The 15,051-nt window shown below is 71.0% G+C and carries 14 protein-coding genes; 5 read left to right on the top strand and 9 right to left on the bottom strand.

Features of this window, described 5'->3' with window-relative positions; genetic code table 11:
• The first annotated feature begins 114 nt into the window (after positions 1-114).
• Together J7357_RS03280 and J7357_RS03285 are read left to right on the top strand one after the other, a co-directional pair.
• Complete coding sequence (locus J7357_RS03280) at positions 115-504, top strand: hypothetical protein (protein ID WP_209244818.1); 390 nt, start codon at positions 115-117, stop codon at positions 502-504.
• Positions 505-581: 77 nt separating this feature from the next.
• Positions 582-1,079 (top strand): GNAT family N-acetyltransferase, encoded by a 498-nt coding sequence (locus J7357_RS03285; RefSeq protein ID WP_244667195.1) that lies wholly within the window; start codon positions 582-584, stop codon positions 1,077-1,079.
• Between the two features lie 21 nt (positions 1,080-1,100).
• Here the strand turns inward: J7357_RS03285 and J7357_RS03290 are convergent, their stop codons facing one another.
• The 7 genes from J7357_RS03290 to hutI all read right to left on the bottom strand — a co-directional run bounded on the left by J7357_RS03290 (position 1,101) and on the right by hutI (position 8,420).
• A complete protein-coding gene (locus J7357_RS03290) occupies positions 1,101-1,727 on the bottom strand; it encodes a TetR/AcrR family transcriptional regulator (protein ID WP_209244819.1) in 627 nt (208 codons plus the stop codon).
• Complete coding sequence (locus tag J7357_RS03295) at positions 1,727-1,984, bottom strand: acyl-CoA-binding protein (protein WP_019800860.1); 258 nt, start codon at positions 1,982-1,984, stop codon at positions 1,727-1,729. Before J7357_RS03295 ends, J7357_RS03290 begins: the two co-directional genes overlap by 1 nt.
• 93 nt (positions 1,985-2,077) lie before the next feature.
• Positions 2,078-2,896, bottom strand: a complete 819-nt coding sequence (locus J7357_RS03300) for a hypothetical protein (RefSeq protein ID WP_209244820.1) — start codon at positions 2,894-2,896, stop codon at positions 2,078-2,080.
• 143 nt (positions 2,897-3,039) lie between these two features.
• Positions 3,040-4,707: a urocanate hydratase gene (gene hutU / locus J7357_RS03305; protein ID WP_209244821.1), complete on the bottom strand. Its 1,668-nt coding sequence runs from the start codon at positions 4,705-4,707 to the stop codon at positions 3,040-3,042.
• A 48-nt stretch (positions 4,708-4,755) separates the two neighbouring features.
• A complete protein-coding gene (gene hutG / locus J7357_RS03310) occupies positions 4,756-5,619 on the bottom strand; it encodes an N-formylglutamate deformylase (protein ID WP_209244822.1) in 864 nt (287 codons plus the stop codon).
• Positions 5,620-5,682: 63 nt separating this feature from the next.
• Complete coding sequence (gene hutH / locus J7357_RS03315; RefSeq protein WP_209244823.1) at positions 5,683-7,221, bottom strand: histidine ammonia-lyase; 1,539 nt, start codon at positions 7,219-7,221, stop codon at positions 5,683-5,685.
• Positions 7,218-8,420: an imidazolonepropionase gene (hutI, locus tag J7357_RS03320; RefSeq protein WP_209244903.1), complete on the bottom strand. Its 1,203-nt coding sequence runs from the start codon at positions 8,418-8,420 to the stop codon at positions 7,218-7,220. Before hutI ends, hutH begins: the two co-directional genes overlap by 4 nt.
• A gap of 63 nt (positions 8,421-8,483) precedes the next feature.
• On the opposite strand from hutI, the gene J7357_RS03325 reads away from it, so the two are divergent.
• The 3 genes from J7357_RS03325 (at position 8,484) to J7357_RS03335 (ending at position 12,954) form a co-directional block, all read left to right on the top strand.
• Positions 8,484-9,881 (top strand): formimidoylglutamate deiminase, encoded by a 1,398-nt coding sequence (locus J7357_RS03325; protein WP_209244824.1) that lies wholly within the window; start codon positions 8,484-8,486, stop codon positions 9,879-9,881.
• 52 nt (positions 9,882-9,933) lie between these two features.
• Positions 9,934-10,665, top strand: coding sequence for a histidine utilization repressor (gene hutC, locus J7357_RS03330; RefSeq protein ID WP_209244825.1), 732 nt, complete (start codon positions 9,934-9,936; stop codon positions 10,663-10,665).
• Positions 10,666-10,965: 300 nt separating this feature from the next.
• Complete coding sequence (locus J7357_RS03335) at positions 10,966-12,954, top strand: SDR family oxidoreductase (RefSeq protein ID WP_209244826.1); 1,989 nt, start codon at positions 10,966-10,968, stop codon at positions 12,952-12,954.
• 158 nt (positions 12,955-13,112) lie between these two features.
• Here the strand turns inward: J7357_RS03335 and J7357_RS03340 are convergent, their stop codons facing one another.
• Positions 13,113-14,114 carry a restriction endonuclease gene (locus J7357_RS03340; RefSeq protein WP_209244827.1) on the bottom strand — a complete coding sequence of 334 codons (1,002 nt, stop codon included), beginning with the start codon at positions 14,112-14,114 and terminating at the stop codon, positions 13,113-13,115.
• A gap of 199 nt (positions 14,115-14,313) precedes the next feature.
• Complete coding sequence (locus J7357_RS03345) at positions 14,314-14,964, bottom strand: phasin family protein (protein WP_209244828.1); 651 nt, start codon at positions 14,962-14,964, stop codon at positions 14,314-14,316.
• Between the last annotated feature and the right edge of the window lie 87 nt (positions 14,965-15,051).

A 15,051-nucleotide genomic window follows, 5' to 3' on the forward strand; every position in this document is an offset into this window, starting at 1 on the left:
TGGCGCGGGCGCAGGCGCGTGGCAAGGGTGGTCGTGGATAGTGTGTTTGCTCAAGCCACCGGCGCCAGCATGGCGCGCATCGGGGCCACTGCCGGCCCTTCTGGAGATCGTGCGATGGCGACCAAGAAGCGTTCCACTTCCGCGCTGCGGCCGGATCGGCTGAACCCGCGGCACCTGTGGCTGGCCGGGCTGGGTGTGGTCGCGCTGACCCGCAAGCGCGCACTGGCGGCCGCCGCCGATGCCGCGCAGGGCGCGGCGACGCTCAAGGCGCTGGCCACGCAACTGGCCGACGAGGCCGAGAGCAGTGTGCGCGAGGGCGCCGCGGCGCTGCGCGGCCAGGTGCAGCCGTTGAGCGCCGAGGTCGAGGTGCGCCTGCAGCCGGTGCTGGTCAAGCTGGGCTTGCAGGCGCGTCCGCAGCCGCGCAAGCGGGCCGCCACCAGCAAGCGCGACGTCAAGAAGGCCACGGCCAAGCGTGCGCCAGGCAAACGCCGCGCGCACGCCTGACGCGGCGCGCCGCCACACCCACGGTGCTGGGCCGCGTTCGGGCATACTCGCGTGCCGTTCCCCAAGATGCCGACACCATGCAGATCCGGCCTGCGACGCTCGACGACGCCGAGGCGATGGCCGCGGTGCAGAACGCGATCTTCGCCGCCGGCCTGCGCAAGGCACCGACCGATCCGGCGACGGTGCGCGCGACCTATCTGCAGCATCCCGATCGCCTGCAGTGCGTGCTGGCCGAGGCGTCCGACGGGCGCGTCCTCGGTTTCCAGTCCCTGCGCATCGCACGTCCCGGCAATGCCTACGACGTCGCCGAGGGCTGGGGCATCATCGGTACCCATGTCGACCCGCGCGCGGCGCGCCGTGGCGTCGGCAGCGCGCTGTTCCAGGCCACCCGTGCGGTGGCGCGCAGCGCCGGGCTGACCCGGATCGACGCCAGCATCGCCGCCGACAATGCGCTCGGGCAGGCGTACTACGAGGCAATCGGCTTTCGCACCTACCGCACGCCGCCGGGCCTGGTGTGCAAGGTCTATGTGCTCGACGGCACGGTCGCCGACACCGCCACCGGAGCGAGCGCCTGACGCTGCGCAGGGCCGGATGCATCAATCCAGGTAGGCGTCTATCAGCGCGGCCAGGTGCGCGCGTTCGGCGTCGCGCAGGAACGGCGCGATCAATTGCATCACCTGCACGATGCCGTGGCGGATCGCCACTTGCTCGTCCTTCTCGCCGCGCGCGGCCGCGTAGTTGAGCCAGAACGTGGCCACCACCAGCACGTTGGTGGCCACGCCGCTTCTTTCCTGGGCGCCGGCGCGCATCGCCCCGGTCTGCGCCAGGCCCTCGAACACCGCCTGCACGCTGGCGTCGGCGCGGCGCAGGATGCGCGCGAAGCGCAGGCGCAGGCGCCGGCTGCGGCTGAGGATCTCGACCAGGTCGCGGTACAGGAAGCGGTAGTCCCAGATGCACTCGAACACCAGGTGCAACTGCAGCCAGATGTCCTCCAGCCCCGGCAGGCGCGCGCTCGGCAGCGCCAGCGCCGCGTCCATGCGCTCCTCGTAGCGCGCGAACAGGTGCTCGATGATGTCGTCCTTGTTGCGGAAGTGGTAGTACAGGTTGCCGGGGCTGATCTCCAGCTCGTCGGCGATGTGGTTGGTGGTGACGTGCGGCTCGCCCTGCGCGTTGAACATCGCCAGGGCGGTCTCGAGGATGCGACGCCGGGTGTCGCGGGCCATCAGGCCAGCAGCTTCTTCACCAGGTCCACGTACTTCTTCTGCGCGTCCGCCTGCGGCATGCCCTTGAGCTTGGCCCAGGCCTCGTACTTGGCGGTACCGACGAAGTCGAAGAAGCCCGGCTTGGCGCCGCTGACGTCGCCCTCCGAGCCTTGCTTGTACAGCGCATAGAGCCGCAACAGCGTGTCGTTGTCGGGGCGCTCGGCCCGTTGCTTGATGTCCTGGACCGCTTTCTCGAAGGCCGTCTTGCTGTCTGCCATGATCCCGCTCCGCCCTGACCGGCAGGCATCACAGCACGGGCGCGGGGCCGGGTCAACGCGGGGCGCGGCCGTCGGCCGGCGCGGATGGCGCCGTCACAGCATCGACAATGCGTCGGCCTGGCGGCTGTCGGCGATGCGTTCGTGCGCATGCGCGGCCTGCTCGTGCGCGGCCTGCGCCTGCCGCGCCAGCGAGGCCTTGGCCGCGATGGAACGGATCGCATCGGTAACTTCGGCCAGCGGTACCTGCGTGCTCAGCCGCTGGAAGGTGTCGCGGCTGTTGTAGCCGGAACCGTCGCGCAGGTACTGCTCGTACATGGTCAGCAGTTCGGTGCAGGCGGCGGTGAGGGTTTCCATGTTGTTGCGGGCCAGGGCGTGGCCGACCTGGTCCAGGTTGTGCAGGCAGTCGGACAGCCAGTGCAGGTCGTAGCGCGCGCTGGCCGGCTCCGGGCCGTTGTGGCCGCGGCTGTAGGCGCTGTAGCGGCGGATGCTGCGTGCCACCCGCGCGACGTGCGCAAGCAGGGTGCCGACCTCGTCGGCGATGTCGATCTGCGCCAGGGCGATGGTCGACGGCGGCGCGGCCGGGGTCGGCAGCGCGGCCGGTTTCGCCGGCGCCGGCGCCGGCGTCGCCGCGGGCGCCGCGGTGCCGGCCGCGGCCGCTGCCGGGGCCGACTCGTACTCGTAGGTCGCGCGCAGGCGTTCGTGGTCCTGGCGCAGCGTCTCCAGTTCCTGTGCGCTGGCCGCCGCCTGCGCCTTCAGTTGGCTCAGCGCGGCCTGATACCGCGCGATCGTCTCCTTCGCAGTCGCGTCGCGCCGATAGGCATGCCCCAGACGCTGGAACAAGCCATGCGCGAATGCGGTGGCGACGGCAGCCCACAGCGCCACGGCAGGAGTGAGGTAGATCAGGATGCCCATGCAGGCTCCTTGAAACGATGCATCCCTTGTCGGCGTGTGTCGGCCGATCTTGAGGGTGCATCGTGCGAGCGGTGACGCAGTTCCGGTTTGGTGCCTCGCGGGCCGCCCGCCGCCGCCAGGCGACGGACGTCGCGTCGGCGACGTTAGCGCAGGATGCCAGGCAGATCCAGGTGCTTGTCGCGCGCGCAGGCCAGGGCGATCGGATAGCCGGCGTCGGCATGGCGCATCACCCCGGTGGCCGGATCGTTCCACAGCACCCGGGCGATGCGCTTGGCCGCCGCCTCGGTGCCGTCGCAGACGATGACCATGCCGGCGTGCTGCGAGAAGCCCATGCCGACGCCGCCGCCGTGATGCAGCGAGACCCAGGTGGCGCCGCTGGCGGTATTGAGCAGGGCATTGAGCAGCGGCCAGTCGGAGACCGCGTCCGAGCCGTCGGCCATGGCCTCGGTCTCGCGGTTTGGCGAGGCGACGCTGCCGCTGTCCAGGTGGTCGCGGCCGATCACCACCGGCGCCTTCAGTTCGCCGTTGGCGACCATCTCGTTGAACGCCAGCCCCAGCCGGTCGCGATCGCCCAGGCCGACCCAGCAGATCCGCGCCGGCAGGCCCTGGAACTGGATCTTCTCGGCGGCCATGTCCAGCCAGCGGTGCAGGTGCGGGTTGTCGGGAATCAGTTCCTTGACCTTGGCATCTGTCCTGGCGATGTCTTCCGGATCGCCGCTCAGCGCGGCCCAGCGGAACGGGCCGACGCCGCGGCAGAACAGCGGGCGGATGTAGGCCGGCACGAAACCCGGGAAATCGAAGGCATTGGCCACGCCTTCCTCCAGCGCCATCTGCCGCAGGTTGTTGCCGTAGTCCACGGTCGGCACGCCCAGCGCGTGGAAGCCGAGCATGGCGCGGATGTGGTTGGCCATCGAGGCGCGCGCGGCCCGTTCCACCTCCTTCGGTGCGGAGATGCGCTTGGCGTCCCACTGCTCGACCCTCCAGCCCTGCGGCAGGTAGCCGTTGACCGGGTCGTGCGCGGAGGTCTGGTCGGTCAGCAGGTCCGGCTTGACCCCGCGCGCCAGCAGTTCGGCGAGCACGTCGGCGACGTTGCCGAGCAGGCCGACCGAGCGCGGCGTCTTCGCCGTGCACGATTCGGCGATCAGGCGCAGCGCCTCGTCCAGATTATCGGTCCAGGTATCGAGATAGCCGGTGCGCAGGCGCATGTCGATGCTGCTCTTGCGGCACTCCACCGCCAGGCACGAGGCGCCGGCCATCACCGCGGCCAGCGGCTGCGCGCCGCCCATGCCGCCGAGGCCGCCGGTGAACAGCCACTTGCCGGACAGATCGCCGCCGTAGTGCTGCCGGCCCATTTCCACAAAGGTCTCGTAAGTGCCCTGCACGATGCCCTGGGCGCCGATGTAGATCCAGCTGCCGGCGGTCATCTGGCCGTACATGGCCAGGCCCTTCTTGTCCAACTCGTTGAAGTGGTCCCAGTTGGCCCAGCGCGGTACCAGGTTGGAGTTGGCGATCAGCACCCGCGGCGCGTCGGCATGGGTGCGGAACACGCCGACCGGCTTGCCCGACTGCACCAGCAGGGTCTGGTCGTCGTCCAGGCGCTTGAGCGTCTCGACGATGGCGTCGAAGCTTTCCCAGTCGCGCGCGGCGCGGCCGATGCCGCCGTACACCACCAGTTCCTGCGGGCGCTCGGCCACGTCCGGGTGCAGGTTGTTCATCAGCATGCGCAGCGGCGCTTCGGTCAGCCAGCTCTTGGCGGTGAGGGTGCTGCCGGTGGGGGCGTGGATGCGGCGGGTGGCGTCGAGGCGGGTCATGCGGGAATCCTCAGGTGGATGCGCGGAAGGCGGAACGCGGCGCGCGCGTCAGTCGGCGGCGCGGCCGGATGCGGCGGGGCGGCGGGCGAAATCGAGGCAGGCCTGCAGCACCTGCTGCAGCACCGCGCGCAGCGGCGCGGCGTGGTCGGGTTGCCAGGGTGACGGCCAGTTACCGGGGGCGACCGTGTCCGGCTCGTGTATGTAGCCGCGGCAGGCCAGTTCCATCTGGATCGCGTGCACGCCGTCGGCCGGCGCGCCGTGGTGGCGGGTGCTCCAGCCGCCCTTGAAGCGGCCGTTGCGCATGTGGCTGAAGCCGCTGCCGGCGCAGACGCGTTCGACCGCATCGGTCAGCGCTGCCGCGCAACTGCTGTCCACCGCGCCGGAGGCACCGGCGCTGCCGATGTTGAACTGCGGCAACTCGCCGTCGAACAGGTGCGGGATGCGCGAGCGGATCGAATGCGCGTCATACACCACGATGGCCGGGTGCAGCGCGCGCAGGCGCGCGATCTCCGCGTCCAGTGCGGCGTGGTAGGGCGCGAACCAGCGCGTGCGGCGCGCGTCGATCTCGTCCGCGTCGGGCTCGGCGCCGGACCGGTACAGCGGCTGCGCGTCGAAGGTGGTGAGCGGGCACAACCCGGTGGTGTTCTGCCCGGGATACAGCGACACCCCGGCCGGGTCGCGGTTGACGTCGATCACCGAGCGCGAGATCGCGGTGCGCACCGTGGTCGCGCCGAGCGTTTCGGCGAAGTCGTACAGCAGGTGCACCCACCAGTCGGCATCGCGCTGCGCCAGCCACGGCGAGACGAAGCGGTCGGCCAGCGCCTCCGGCAGTTCGGTGCCGGTATGCGGGAAGCTGAGGATCAGCGGCGCATCGCCGCGGTGCACAGTGAGCCAGTCGGGCAGGGATGTCATACGGCCTCGCGCGTGCTTGTTCTGTAGGAGCGGCTTCAGCCGCTCCTACGAGGGTTTTTCAGATCAGACACTGGCCTCGGGCAAGTGCATTCCCACCGCCGCAGCCAGCGCACCATCGCGCACCAGCGCGGTCGCGGCCAGCATGTCCGGGTGGAAGTAGCGATCGTCCTGCAGCGCCGGCACGCGGGCGCGCAGCAGCGCGCGTGCCGCTTCCAGCGCGGCGCTGGAGCGCAGCGGCGCGTGGAAGTCGCAGCCCTGCGCGGCGGCCAGCAGTTCGATGCCGACCACGTTGGCCGCGTTCTCGGCCATCGCCAGCAGGCGGCGCGCGCCGTGCGCGGCCATCGACACATGGTCTTCCTGGTTGGCCGAGGTCGGGATCGAATCGACGCTGGCCGGATACGCGCGCTGCTTGTTCTCCGACACCAGCGCCGCGGCGGTGACCTGCGGGATCATGAAGCCGGAGTTGAGGCCCGGCTTGGGCGTCAGGAACGCCGGCAATCCGGACAGCGCCGGGTCCACCAGCATGGCGACGCGGCGCTCGCTGATCGAGCCGATCTCGCACACCGCCAACGCCAGCATGTCGGCGGCGAAGGCGACCGGCTCGGCGTGGAAGTTGCCGCCGGACAGCGCTTCGCCGGTGTCGCTGAACACCAGCGGATTGTCCGACACGCCGTTGGCCTCGGTGGCCAGGGTGGTGGCGGCCTGGCGCATCACGTCCAGCGCCGCGCCCATCACCTGCGGTTGGCAGCGCAGGCAGTACGGGTCCTGCACGCGCACGTCGTTGTCGCGGTGCGAATCGCGGATCGCCGAGTCGCGCATCAATTCACGCAGCGCCGCGGCGGTGGCGATCTGCCCGGGCTGGCCGCGCAGCGCGTGGATGCGCGGATCGAACGGCGTGTCCGAGCCTTTCGCGGCCTCGGTGGACAGCGCGCCGGCGACCAGCGCGGCATGGAACACGCGCTCGATCTCGAACAGCCCCGCCAACGCATAAGCGGTGGAGTACTGGGTGCCGTTGAGCAGTGCCAGGCCCTCCTTGGCGCCCAGCGTCAGCGGCTGCAGCCCGGCCTGGGCCAGCGCCTGCGCCGCCGGCAGTCGCGCGTCGCCGACGAAGGCCTCGCCGACGCCGAGCATCACCGTGGCCAGGTGCGCCAGCGGCGCCAGGTCGCCGGAGGCGCCGACCGAGCCCTGGCACGGCACCACCGGGATCACCTCGTGCTGCAACAGCGCTTCCAGCATCGACAGCGTTTCCGGGCGCACACCGGAGGCGCCCTGGGCCAGGCTCGCCAGCTTCAGCGCCATCATCAGCCGCACCACCGGCACCGGCATCGGCGCGCCGACCCCGGCCGCGTGCGACAGCACGATGTTGCGTTGCAGGGCTTGCAGGTCCTCGCGCTCGATGCGCACGCTGGCCAGCTTGCCGAAGCCGGTGTTGATGCCGTACACCGGCGCACCGGTGGCGACGATCGCCTCCACGGTCTGCGCGCTGCGCAGCACCGCCTCGGCGCAGGCCGGGTCCAGGCGCACGCCGGCGCCGCGGTACACGGCGCGCCACTGCGCCAGGCTCACCGCGCCGGGGCGCAGCAGGATCTCGTCGTCGCTCATTGTCCTCTCCAGATACGCGCATGCAGCGGGTTGAAGCCCATGCGATAGACCAATTCGGCCGGTTCGGCGATGTCCCAGATCGCCAGGTCGCAGGCCAGCCCGGCGCGCAGCCGGCCCACCTGGTCGTGGCGCCCGAGCGCGCGCGCCGCCTCGCGGGTGAAGCCGGCGATGCATTCGGCCACGGTCAGCCGGAACAGCGTCGCCGCCAGGTTCATCGCCAGCAGCGGGCTGGTCAGCGGCGAGGTGCCGGGGTTGCAGTCGGTGGCCAGCGCGCGCGGCACGCCGGCGGCGCGCAGCGCGGCGATCGGCGGCAGCTGGGTGTCGCGGGTGAAATAGAACGCGCCCGGCAGCAGCACCGCGACGGTGCCGGCCGCGGCCATCGCGGCGACGCCGGCGTCATCCAGGTATTCGACATGGTCGGCCGAGCGCGCGCCGTAGCGCGCGGCCAGCGCCGCGCCGCCCTGGTTGGACAACTGTTCGGCGTGGATCTTCAGCGCCAGGCCATGGCGTTGTGCGGCCTGGAATACCTGCTCGGTCTGCGCCGGGGTGAACGCCAGGTGCTCGCAGAACACGTCCACTGCCTCGGCCAGGCCCTGCGCGGCGACCGCCGGGATCATGCGCTCGCAGACCTCGTCGATGTAGGCCTGCGCCTCGCCGCCGGGCGGCACCGCGTGCGCGCCGAGGAAGGTCGGCGACACCGCCACCGCGCGCAGTTCGCCCAGGCGGCGGGCCACGCGCAGCAGGCGCAGCTCGTCCTCAAGCGTCAGGCCGTAGCCGGACTTGATCTCCACCGTGGTCACGCCTTCGGCCAGCAGCGCGTCCAGCCGCGGCAGGCTGGCGGCGAGCAGGGCGTCCTCGTCGGCAGCGCGGGTGGCGCGCACCGTGGAGACGATGCCGCCGCCGGCGCGGGCGATGTCGGCGTAGCTGGCGCCGAGCAGGCGCTGCTCGAACTCGCCGGCGCGGTTGCCGGCATAGACCAGGTGGGTGTGGCAGTCGATCAGGCCGGGGCCGATCCAGCGCCCGCCGCAGTCGATGCTGCGTTGCGCCGACAGCGGGCCGGGCAACTGCGCGGCGGCGCCGGCATAGACGATGCGGCCGTCGCGGCACGCCACTACGCCGTCGTGGACCAGCCCCAATCCGCCGTCCTCGGCGTCGAGCGTCATCAGGTGCGCGTTGTGCCAGAGCGTGTCGCAGGGCATGGTCACGGGCAGGCTCGTCGGTTATTTTGTATATACAATATTGTGGTCGATGGAGGGTGTCCAGTGCAGACCCAGGCGCAGCAGCAGGCCGGCGGCAACAGGGGATCGGGCGAATTCTGGTGCGCGCACGCGCTGCTGCCGCAGGGCTGGGCGCGCGACGTGCGCATCGGCGTGCGCGGCGGCCGCATCGTTGCGGTCGAGAGTGGTGCACCCGCGGCGCTGGGCGATCGCCGCCTGGACATGGTGGTGCCCGGGCTGGGCAACCTGCACAGCCACGCCTTCCAGCGCGGCATGGCCGGGCTCACCGAGATCGGCGGGCGCAGCGGCGACAGCTTCTGGAGCTGGCGCGAACTGATGTACCGCTTCCTGCAGCGGCTGGGCCCGGACGATCTGCAGGCCATCGCCGAGCAGGCCTATGTGGAAATGCTTGAGGCCGGCTTCACCCGGGTCGGCGAGTTCCATTACGTGCATCACGCCGCCGACGGCCGGCCCTATGCCGACCGCGCCGAGATGGCGCAGCGCCTGGCCGCCGCGGCGCAGACCAGCGGCATCGGCCTGACCCTGCTGCCGGTGTTCTATGCGCATGCCGACTTCGGCGGCGCTGCGCCGAATCCGGCGCAGCAGCGCCTGCTGCACGACATCGACGGCTTCGCCGCGCTGCTGGACGGCAGCCGCCGCGCGCTGCAGGGACTGGACGACGCGGTGCTGGGCCTGGCCCCGCACAGCCTGCGCGCGGTCACTCCGGACGAACTGGCGGCGCTGCTGCCGCTGTGCGACGGCCCGGTGCACATCCATATCGCCGAGCAGACCCGCGAGGTCGATGCCTGCCTGGCCTGGAGCGGGCAGCGGCCGGTGCAATGGCTGCTGGCGCACGCGCCGGTGGATGCGCGCTGGTGCCTGGTGCACGCCACCCATGTCGACGCCGCCGAAGTGCAGGGCATCGCCGCCAGCGGCGCGGTGGTCGGGCTGTGCCCGATCACCGAGGCCAATCTCGGCGACGGACTCTTCCCGATGCCTGAGTTCGTGCGCGCCGGCGGCCGTTTCGGCGTGGGCTCCGATTCCAACGTGCTGATCGATGCGGCCGAGGAACTGCGCCTGCTCGAGTACGGCCAGCGCCTGAGCCTGCGCGGACGCAACGTGCTCACCGGCGACACCGCGCTGTCCAGCGGCCGTTTCCTGTTCGAGTCCGCCGCGCAGGGCGCGGCGCAGGCGCTCGGTGTCGAACAGGGCCTGTGCGTGGGCGCCCCGGCCGATCTGGTCGAACTGGACGCCGCGCATCCAGCCTTGCAGGCACGCCATGGCGACGCCTGGCTGGACAGTTGGCTGTTCGCCGCACGCGGCAGCGCGGTACGTTCGGTCTGGCGCCACGGCCGCGAACTGGTGCGCGAGGGCCGCCACCTGCAGCGCGAAGCCGTCGCCGCGCGCTATGCGCGTGCGTTGACCCGGTTGCTGGACGCATGAGCCGCGCGCCTCGCGTCGCCTTGCGCAGTCGCCGCCGCAGCGCGGAGCGCCAGTGAGTCCCGCCGCACCGACGCTGCCGCTCAACCATCGCATTCGCCGCGACATCGAGGCACGCATCCGCAGCGGCGAGTGGCCGCCCGGCCATCGCATTCCGTTCGAGCACGAACTGATGGCGCAGTACGGCTGCTCGCGCATGACCGTCAACAAGGTGCTGGCGCTGCTCGCCGACGCCGGCATGATCGAGCGCCGGCGCCGCGCCGGCTCGTTCGTGGCGCGGCCGCATCCGCACATGGAGCAGGTCGCGCTGGAGATCCCGGACATCCCGGTCGAGGTCGCTGCGCGCGGTCATGTCTACCGTTTCGAACTGCTGGAGCGGCAGCAGCGTGCGCCGCGCGCGGCGTTACCGCAGGAAGCCGAGGTCGCCGCGGACGGCAGCCTGCTGGCGTTGCAATGCCTGCACTACGCCGACGGCCGCCCGTTCGCGCTGGAGGAGCGGGTGATCAATCCGGTGGCGGTGCCGGAGGCCTTGCAGATGGACTTCGCGGTCACCGTGCCCGGCAGCTGGCTGCTGCAGCACGTGCCGTGGACCCGCGCCGAACACCGCATCAGCGCGGTCGGCGCCAGTACCGCGCAGGCGGCGCGGCTGCAGGTGCCGGCCGGCACCGCGTGTCTACTGATCGATCGCCGCACCTGGCGCGGCGAGCAGGCGGTGACCTTCGTGCGCCAGGTGTTCCTCGGCGACACCTACGACCTGGTCGCGCGCTTCTCGCCCGGCGCGCGCTGAGTCCGGCGCGCGCGGCGACTGCAAGGCGGCGCAATGACGTCGGGAAGCATCCTGTAGGAGCGGCTTGAGCCGCGACGCGCTTGTCCGTGCGGTCGCGGTTGACGGCGCTCCTCCACGACCACATGGCCCGAGGCGAACGCAGGTGCTAGCGGCACCCGCCGTCGCCTCTGTGCTGCGCGATGCTGCGATGCCGCACGTTCGCCATACGCCAGCGTGCGTTTGTCCTGCCTGCCGCACTCTGGCAAGTTAGCGTCAGGGCCGGGCGAGGGGCCGTGGCCGCGGAACGAGGGATGGTTCGGCATGACGTATTTCGTGACAGGCGCCACCGGTTTCATCGGCCGTTACCTGATGGCCAAGCTGATGCGGCGCAAGGGCGTCGTGCATGTGCTGCTGCGCAAGGAGTCGCAGCGCAAGTTCGATGCGCTGGTGCGCGAGCAGGGCTGGGATCCCAAGCGCCTGGTGGTGTTGCACGGCGACGTCGGCGCGGCGTACTGCGGGTTGACCGCGGCGCAGCGCAAGGCGCTGCACGGCAAGGTCAAGCATTTCTTCCACCTGGCCGCGCTGTACGACCTCACCGCCAAGGCCGAGGACCAGCGCATCGCCAACCTCGACGGTACCCGCAACGCGCTGGAACTGGCCGCGCAGCTCGGCGCCGGCATCTTCCACCACACCAGTTCGATCGCGGTGGCCGGGCTGTACCCGGGCATCTTCCGCGAGGACATGTTCGAGGAAGCCGAGGGGCTGGACGATCCCTACCTGCGCACCAAGCACGACGCCGAGGCGCTGGTACGCGCCGAGACCCGGATCAAGTGGCGCATCTACCGACCGGCGATGGTGGTCGGCGATTCGCGCACCGGCGCCATCGACAAGATCGACGGCCCGTACTACTTCTTCCCGCTGATCAAGAAGCTGCGCCAACTGCTGCCGCCGTGGGCGCCGATGCTGGGCATCGAGGGCGGGCGGATCAACCTGGTGCCGGTGGACTTCGTCGCCGACGCGATGGACCACATCGCGCACAAGCCCAAGCTCGATGGCCACACCTTCCACCTCACCGATCCGGAGCCGCTGCGCGTGGGCGAGGTGCTCAACGTGTTCTGCCGCGCCGGCCACGCGCCGGAGATGACCTTGCGGGTGGACGCGCGCATGTTCGCGTTCGTGCCCTCGAGCATCCGCGCCGCGGTCGGCAGCCTGCCGCCGATCCGCCGCTTCACCGGCATGCTGCTGCGCGACTTCCGCATCCCGCGCGAGGTGCTGAAGTTCATCACCTATCCCACGCGCTTCGACAGCCGCGAGACCGAGCGCGCGCTCAAGGGCAGCGGCATCGCCGTGCCGCGGCTGGAGGACTACGCCTGGCGCCTGTGGGACCACTGGGAACGGCACCTGGACCCGGACCTGTTCGTCGACCGCTCGCTCAAGGGCAAGGTCCGCGGCAAGGTGGTGCTGATCACCGGTGGCTCCTCGGGCATCGGCCTGGCCACCGCGCAGCGCGTCGCCGAGGCCGGCGCCATCACCGTCATCGTGGCCCGCGGCGAGCAGGAACTGCATGCCGCGCGCGATGCGATGAACGCCAAGGGCGGCAAGGTCTTCGCCTACACCGCCGACCTGTCCGACCTGGCCGACTGCGACCGCCTGCTCAAGACCGTGCTGGAGGCGCACGGCCATGTCGACGTGCTGATCAACAACGCCGGCCGCTCGATCCGCCGCTCGATCGAACTGAGCTACGACCGCTTCCACGATTTCGAGCGGACCATGCAACTGAACTACTTCGGCAGCCTGCGCCTGATCATGGGCGTGCTGCCGGGCATGACCGCGCGGCGCAAGGGCCACATCATCAACGTCAGCTCGATCGGCGTGCTGGCCAACTCGCCGCGCTTTTCCGCCTATGTCGCCTCCAAGGCGGCGCTGGACGCCTGGAGCCGCTGCGCGCAGGGCGAACTCTCGGGCAAGGGCATCAGCTTCACCACGGTCAACATGCCGCTGGTGAAGACGCCGATGATCGCCCCGACCAAGATGTACGACAGCGTGCCGACGCTGAGCGTGGACGAGGCCGCCGACCTGATGGTCAAGGCCATCATCGAACGCCCCAGCCGCGTGGCCACGCGCCTGGGCATCTTCGCCGCCCTGGTCAACGCCGTGGCCCCGAAGGCCTACGAAGTGGTGATGAACACCGCCTTCGAACTGTTCCCGGACTCGGCCGCGGCCAAGGGCGACCGCAAGGCGCTACGCGAGACCAAGCCCAGTCAGGAGCAGATCGCGTTTGCGGCGCTGATGCGGGGGGTGCATTGGTAAGCGCTGGGAATCGGGAATCGGGAATCGGGAATCGCAAAAGCGCTGTCTGCACGCAGTGCCGCTCCTGTCTCATCAGACACGGACCGCCTGCGTGCATGTTCACTGCGTGCCGATAGCCAGCTCTACCGATTCCCCATTCCCGATTCCCCAATCCCCGCTCAAAACGTCCTGCATTGCCGCCACCGCACCGGTTCCTCATGGCCGGGACGCGGGTTGAGCTGGATGCGGACGGTGCGCAGGGACGGGTAGCGCTCCACTTCCTTGCAGATGCGCGGCCACACCTGGGCGTCATCGCCGCTGCGGTCGACCACCAGGGTCATCTGCGTCTGCCAGATGCCGCGGATCACGCCCGGGGTGCCGGCCAGGGCCTTGGAGAGGTCCTGGCGGTGGCGTTGCTCGGTGGCGGGGTCGGGCTCGGCCAGATCGCCGGCGTCGTCGAGCGTCGGCGGGGGCGCGGTGGCGGCCGCGTTCGTCGGCGTGGTTGCGGCCGGCGTAGGGGTGGCCGCGGCGACGGGCGTAGGCGCTGGCGCCGTTGCGGCCACGGCTGCCGGCGGCGCTGCGGGTTGCTGCAACGCCAGCGCACCGACGCCGACCACCACGCCCAAGGCCAGCGACGCCAGGCCGGCGATGGCGATGTGGCGTTGCGCGCGGCGGCGGCTGGCGCCGATCACGCCGTCTTCCAGTTCGCTGGGCAGGTAGGGCTTGAGCATCGGCCAGATGCGCCGGCCGTCGAGGATTTCCACCGCCTGCTTCTCGGCCGCGGCGATGCCGTCGCGCTGCACCTTGCCTTCGGTGATCAGGATGCCGCCCTGCGCGCCCATCAGCCGCGCCGCCGCACCCAGTTCGTTGACCGCGGCCGAGCCGATCCGGTAGGCGCGGCCGTGCTTGCACGACAGCAGCCAGCGCGCGTCGCCGCGGGTCATCACGAAGTCGCTCTGCGGTTCCTGGCTCGTGTGCTCGTCGACGGTGGCGTCCTGCAGGTCGCGCTGTTCGCGCATCGCGCGCCGCACCATGTAGGAGAAATCGCGCCAGTGCAGGCCGGCCAGCGCATGCAGCCCGGCGCTGGTCTCGTTCTCGCGGCGCCGCACCAGCCACAGGTAGAGACTGGCCGCCAGCCATGCCGCGACTGCCAAGACCGTTGCCGCTATCCAGGAAAACATGCTCGCACCCGCACACGCGCCGAAAGAAGTCAGTGTATCGCCAGCGTGTCACGGCGCCGGCAAGGCGACAGCGGGGAACGGCGGACAGAAAAGACCCGCCAGTCCGAAGCCGAGAGGGGAGGGGAGCAAACGGTCTTCTGATGGACTGGCGGGTCCGTTTCGATTGTCTGGAAAAACGTGTTGCTTTGCAACAATTCCGTTACTCGGCCGGGGTCGGGGCCTCGCCGCGCTTGCGGCTGGCGCGCTTGGGCGCGGCGGCGCGCTTGGCTGGCGCGACCTTGGCGACCACCGGGCCGGCAGGCCGGCGCGCCGGTGCTGCGCGCTTGGCGGCGCCGGTGGGCGATGCCGTGGTCTTCCTGGCGGCCTTCTTCGCCGCCGGCGCCTTGCCCGCGGCCGGCGTTGCACGGCCGCCGCGCAGATGGCGCAGTTCGCCGTTGAGCGCGTCCACGCGCTCGACCAGCGCACCCAGGTCCTCGCGGCTGGGCACTTCCAGGCGGCGCAGGGCGCGCTGCACGCGATCCTCGAACACCTTCTCCAGGCGGTCCCAGGTGTCGGCGGCGCGCTCGCGGGCCTGGCCGACCCGGTTCTCCACCGCATCGCGCACCGCGTCGACGCCGCCGCCGGCCAGCTTGCGCGTGCTCTGCTCCAGGCTCAGGCCTTCCTTCACCAGGGTCTCGAACAGCTTTCCGCCCTCGGCCTGCGCACGGCCGAACGCGCCGACCCCGGCCAGCCAGACCTGCTGCGCCGATTCGCCCAGGCGCTTGGACAGCTTCTCCGCCTGCGCCTGCAGGGTGTCGTCGGCAGCGGCGGTGCTGCGCTTCTTGCGCGCGGATTTCTTCAGAGTGGCCATGACGGTGCGGTTCCTTCGGCGGGTGAGTGGCGGGATTCGAGACTCGGGACTGTGACTAGAGTAATCACACCAGCGCGCGCACGACGT

It is taken from the genome of Xanthomonas sp. D-109 (assembly GCF_017746095.1).
GTDB classification, from domain to species: domain Bacteria; phylum Pseudomonadota; class Gammaproteobacteria; order Xanthomonadales; family Xanthomonadaceae; genus Xanthomonas_A; species Xanthomonas_A sacchari.

Excerpts from the sequence above, each read along its gene's own strand:
- J7357_RS03300 (WP_209244820.1), bottom strand. The coding sequence starts at position 2,896 with ATGGGCATCCTGATCTACCTCACTCCTGCCGTGGCGCTGTGGGCTGCC.
- J7357_RS03285 (WP_244667195.1), top strand. The coding sequence starts at position 582 with ATGCAGATCCGGCCTGCGACGCTCGACGACGCCGAGGCGATGGCCGCG.
- hutG (WP_209244822.1), bottom strand. The coding sequence starts at position 5,619 with ATGACATCCCTGCCCGACTGGCTCACTGTGCACCGCGGCGATGCGCCG.
- J7357_RS03295 (WP_019800860.1), bottom strand. The coding sequence starts at position 1,984 with ATGGCAGACAGCAAGACGGCCTTCGAGAAAGCGGTCCAGGACATCAAG.
- hutI (WP_209244903.1), bottom strand. The coding sequence starts at position 8,420 with ATGCCCTGCGACACGCTCTGGCACAACGCGCACCTGATGACGCTCGAC.
- J7357_RS03340 (WP_209244827.1), bottom strand. The coding sequence starts at position 14,114 with ATGTTTTCCTGGATAGCGGCAACGGTCTTGGCAGTCGCGGCATGGCTG.
- hutH (WP_209244823.1), bottom strand. The coding sequence starts at position 7,221 with ATGAGCGACGACGAGATCCTGCTGCGCCCCGGCGCGGTGAGCCTGGCG.
- J7357_RS03345 (WP_209244828.1), bottom strand. The coding sequence starts at position 14,964 with ATGGCCACTCTGAAGAAATCCGCGCGCAAGAAGCGCAGCACCGCCGCT.
- hutU (WP_209244821.1), bottom strand. The coding sequence starts at position 4,707 with ATGACCCGCCTCGACGCCACCCGCCGCATCCACGCCCCCACCGGCAGC.
- J7357_RS03290 (WP_209244819.1), bottom strand. The coding sequence starts at position 1,727 with ATGGCCCGCGACACCCGGCGTCGCATCCTCGAGACCGCCCTGGCGATG.
- J7357_RS03335 (WP_209244826.1), top strand. The coding sequence starts at position 10,966 with ATGACGTATTTCGTGACAGGCGCCACCGGTTTCATCGGCCGTTACCTG.
- J7357_RS03280 (WP_209244818.1), top strand. The coding sequence starts at position 115 with ATGGCGACCAAGAAGCGTTCCACTTCCGCGCTGCGGCCGGATCGGCTG.